Source organism: Streptomyces sp. MBT65, from assembly GCF_016612545.1.
GTDB lineage: Bacteria > Actinomycetota > Actinomycetes > Streptomycetales > Streptomycetaceae > Streptomyces.
Window position 1 is genome coordinate 1 of the sequence record NZ_JAENRY010000480.1, and the last position, 5047, is coordinate 5047.

The following is a 5047-nucleotide window of genomic DNA, read 5'->3' on the forward strand; positions in this document are numbered from 1 at the left end:
TGGGTGACGACGACGCCCTTGGGGCGGCCGGTGGAGCCGGAGGTGTAGATGACGTAGGCGGGGTGGTCGGGGCCGGGGGCGACGGGTTCGGCCTCCGGCAGTCCGTCGGCCGGGGCGTCAAGTCGCAGGACGGGCACGGTGGTTGAGGGCAGCGTGGCGGCCGTCTCCGCCGTGGCCAGGATCAGCACGGGTCGGGCGTCATCGAGCATGCCGGTCAGCCGGGACTCGGGGAGGTCGGGGTCGAGGGGCAGATAGGCGGCGCCCGCCTTCATCACGGCGAGAATGGCCGCGATGTGGTCGGCGGTGCGGGGCAGCGCGAGCGCCACGATCCGCTCGGGTCCGACACCGTGTCCGGCGAGGACGCGCGCCAACTGGTCGGTGCGGGCGTCGAGTTCGGCGAACGTCCAGGTCGTACGGCCGTCGGTGACGGCTGTCGCGTCGGGGTCGGCGGCGGCCTGGGCGACGAACAACGCCGGTACGGTGCCGAGCCGTTCGGTCTTCGGCTCGGGCAGCGCGGTGTCGTTCCAGGTCTCCACGACCGTGTGCCGCTCGGCGGGACCGAGCAGGTCGAGCCGTCCGACGGGACGGTCCGGGTCGGCCGCCATGCCGGTCAGAAGCGCGGTCAGGGCGTCCGAGATCCGTCGTGCGACGGCCGGTCGGAAGAGGTCGGGCCTGAACTCGGCGGTGAGGCGCAGCCGTTCGGCGGGCTCGATGGCCCACGCGAACGGGTAGTGGGTGGAGTCCTCGTGGTCGCGGACGGAGACGCGCGGTCCGTCGCCCTCCTCCTCCGCGTCGGCGACCGGGTACGACTCGAACACCACGAGGGTGTCGAAGAGTTCGCCGAGTCCGGCGGCCCGCTGGATGTCGGCGAGGCCGAGGTGTTGGTGGGCGATGAGCCGGGACTGCTCGTCCTGGAGCCGCTCCAGCAGCGCGGCCGTGCTCTCCTCCGGGCGGATCCGGACTCGAACCGGCACGGTGTTGATGAACAGGCCGATCATCGACTCGGCACCGGCCAGTTCGGGCGAACGCCCCGCGACGGTGGCGCCGAACACCACGTCGTCGCGGCCGGTGAGCCGGCCCAGCAGCACGCCCCAGGCGGCCTGGACCAGGGTGTTGACGGTGACGCCCTGCCGGCGCGCGAACACCTCCAGCTCCGCCGTGCGGTCCGGGTCCAACTCGACGGTGTGGGTGCTCGGTACGACGGCGGCACGGTCGGGGTCGACGGGCGCGAGCCGCGTCGGCTCGGCCAGTCCGCCGAGCGCCTCGGCCCAGGCCGCGGTGGAGACGGCCGGGTCCTGGGCGGCCAGCAGCCGCAGGTGCTCGCGGTACGGAGCGGGCGCGGCCGGCGTACGGCCCTCGTAGCGCGCCCACAGCTCGGCGATGAGCAGCGGCAGCGACCAGCCGTCGAGCAGGAGGTGCTGGTGCGAGAGCACGAGCCGGTGCCGGTCCGGACCGAGCCGGGCCAGCAACAGCCTGAGCAGCGGCGGGTGTTCGGGATCGAAGCGGCGCCGTTCCTGGACGAGCAGACGCTCCCACTCCTCGGGGTCGTCCGCCAGGTCGAGCTGCCGCCAGGGCAGTACGGCCGTGCGCGGTACGACGGCGACGGGCCGTCCGGAGGACAGGTGCCGGAAGCCGCTGCGCAGGTTCTCGTGCGCGTCGAGCACGGACTGGGCCGCGGTGTGCAACCGGTCGGCGTCCAGGGGGCCTTCGAGGTCGTAGGAGACCTGGACGGTGTACACGTCCGGTCCGTCGTCGCCGGAGTCGAGGGCGGCGTGGAAGAGCAGACCGGCCTGGAGCGGGGAGACGGGCAGGACCTCGGTTCCGGCTGGCAGCGCGGCGAGTTCGGCGCGCTCTTCGGAGGCGAGGTCGAGCGGGGTGACGTCGGCGGCACGCTCGGCGGTGGCCGTGGTGGCGGTGACGGTGGCGAGCCCGGCGGCCGACTTGTGGCGGAACACGTCGCGCGGGCTGAAGGTGAGCCCGGCCGTGCGGGCGCGGGCGACCAGTTGCATGGCGACGATGCTGTCGCCGCCGAGGGAGAAGAAGTCGTCCTCGACACCGACGCGTTCGAGACCGAGCACGTCCGCGACGAGGGCGCAGAGGGTCTCCTCCAGCGGGGTGCGCGGGCGGGTGTCGGTGACCTCGGCGGCGAAGTCGGGGGCGGGCAGGGCACGGCGGTCGAGTTTCCCGTTCGGGGTGAGCGGGAGGGCGTCGAGGGTGACGACGGCCGACGGGACCATGTGGTCGGGCAGCGACTGGGCCGTGTGGGCGCGGAGTTGAGTCGAGTCCGCAGCACCTTCCGCCACGACGTACGCGACCAGCCGCTCGTCCCGCAGGACGACCGTGGCGTGCGCGACGCTCGTGTGGGCGGTCAACACGCTCTCGATCTCGCCGAGTTCGATGCGGAAGCCGCGCAGTTTGACCTGGTCGTCGGCGCGGCCGAGGTACTCCAGTTCGCCGTCCCGGGTCCAGCGGGCCAGGTCGCCGGTGCGGTACATCCGGGCGCCGGGCTCGGTGGCGTACGGGTCGGCGACGAAGCGTTCGGCGGTCAGGGCGGAGCGGCCGAGGTAGCCGCGCGCCAACTGGACGCCCGCCAGATACAGTTCGCCGGCCACACCGGGCGGTACGGGGCGGAGTCCCGCGTCGAGGACATAGGTGCGGGTGTTCCACACCGGGCGGCCGATCGGCACCGTGGCCGGGTCGGCGAGAACCTCGTGGGCGGTGACGTCGACGGACGCCTCCGTGGGGCCGTAGAGGTTGTGCAGGCGGGCGCCCGGGAGGACCTGGTGGAAGCGGGCTGCCAGCGGGGCGGGCAACGCCTCGCCGCTGCACATGACTTGGAGCAGGTCGGTGCAGCGGGCGGCGGCGGGCTCGTCGAGGAAGGCGCGCAGCATCGACGGCACGAAGTGGGCCGTGGTGATGTGCTGACGCTTGATCAGTTCGGCGAGGTAGACCGGGTCCTGGTGGCCCTCCGGGCGGGCCACGACGAGGGTCGCGCCGGTGATCAGCGGCCAGAAGAACTCCCACACCGACACGTCGAACCCGGCCGGGGTCTTCTGCAGCACCCGGTCGTCGGCGTCGAGGCGATAGGTGTCCTGCATCCACAACAGGCGGTTGGTGATGCCCTGGTGGGGGACGGTGACGCCCTTGGGGCGGCCGGTGGAGCCGGAGGTGTAGATGACGTAGGCGGGGTGGCGGGGGTCGAAAGCCGTGGGCAGCGGTGCGTACGCCGGGTGGTCGGGGGTGCCGTCCGTGTCCACCGTGAGGGTGGGCACCTCGCTGTCCGGGAGGGTGACGCCCTCGGTGGTGATCAGGCAGACCGGGGCGGCGTCGGTGAGCGTGTAGGCGAGCCTGTCGGTCGGGTAGCCGGTGTCGAGGGGCAGATAGGCGGCGCCCGCACGGTGGACCGCGAGGAGGGACACCACCAGGGCGAGGGAGCGCGGCAGGGCGACGGCGACGACGGCCTCGGCCCGCACGCCGTGTGCGGCGAGGGTGTGTGCCAACTTCTCGACCCGCAGGTCGAGTTCGGCGTAGGTGAGGGCGGTGTCCTCGAAGACGACCGCCGTGGCCTCGGGGGTGCGGGCGACCTGGGCGCGGAAGAGTTCCGGCAGGGTGACGTCGGGGACGGTGCGTGCGGTGTCGTTCCAGTCGGTGAGGACGAGGGCGTGTTCGTCGTCACGCAGGACGTCGAGGGTGCCGATGCGTCGGTCGGGGTCGGTGGCGATCCGGTCCAGGAGCAACTCCAGGCGCTGGGCGAGGAGTTCGGCGGTCGCCTCGTCGAAGAGGTCGGCGCTGTACTCGATCCAGCAGCGCATGCCGTCCGCGCCCTGCTCGACGAAGTCGAAGCTGAGGTCGAACTTGGCGCCCAGCTGGCCGAGTTCCGCACGGCGTGCGGTCAGGCCGGGCAGGGCGGGCGTGGCGCCCTCGTCGTCGAGGTGGACGACCATCACCTGGAACAGCGGGTGCCGGGCCAGTGAGCGGGCCGGGTTGACCGCCTCGACCAGGCGCTCGAAGGGCAGGTCCTGGTGTTCGTAGGCGGCGAGGTCGGTGTCCCGGACTCGGGCGAGCAGCTCGGCGAACGTGGGATCGCCGGACACATCGGTGCGCAGGACAAGGGTGTTGACGAAGAAGCCGACCAGGTCTTCGAGACGTTCGTCGGCCCGTCCGGAGATGGGTGCGCCGAGCGGGATGTCGTCCCCGGCGCCGAGCCGGTGCAGCAGTGCGGCGACGGCGGCCTGGGTGACCATGAACATACTGACGCCGTGGCGGCGGGCCAACGCGCGCAGCGCGCCGGTCCGTTCGGCGTCGAAGGTCAGGCCTACGGCGCCGCCCCGGTGGCTGCTCTCCAGCGGTCGGGGGCGGTCGGTGGGCAGCGCGAGTTCGTCCGGCAGACCCGCCAATGCCGTCTGCCAGTAGGCGAGTTGACGGGACTGACGGCTGTCCGGGGCGTCTGCGTCGCCGAGCGCCTCGCGGTGCCAGAGGGCGTAGTCGGCGTACTGCACGGGCAGCGGGGTCCACGCGGGGGTCCGTCCCTCGCGGCGGGCTTCGTAGGCGGTGGCCAGGTCCCGCCACAGCGGCCCGTCGGACCACTGGTCGCCGGCGATGTGGTGCAGCACCAGAAGAAGAACGTGCTGGTCCTCGGCCAGCTCGAACACGTGCGCGCGCAGCGGGAGTTCACGGTCGATGTCGAAGCCGAGGGCTGCGGCCTCGACGAGCCGCTCGGGCAGTTCGCTCTCCGTGACCCGGCTGTGGTGGAGGGGCACGGAGGCCTGCTCCAGCACGACCTGGTGCGGGTGGCCGTCTCGCTCGGGGAAGACCGTGCGCAGGCTTTCGTGCCGTACGGCGACGTCGTCCAGCGCGGCGGCCAGCGCGGCCCGGTCGAGCGTGCCGGTCAGGTGCCAGGCGGCCGGGATGTTGTAGGTGGCGCCCGGGCCCTCGATGCGGTGCAGCAGCCAGAGGCGCTGCTGGGCGTAGGAGAGCGGGAGTTCGTCCGGGCGCCACCTACAACATCCCGGCCGCCTGGCACCTGACCGGCACGCTCGACCGGGCC

1 protein-coding gene is annotated in these 5047 nt (G+C 72.9%); it reads right to left on the bottom strand.

From position 1 onward, the window contains the following. Positions 1-5047, bottom strand: a 5047-nt coding sequence (locus tag JHN63_RS48610; RefSeq protein WP_200691545.1) for a non-ribosomal peptide synthetase, incomplete at both ends; no start/stop codon positions are given.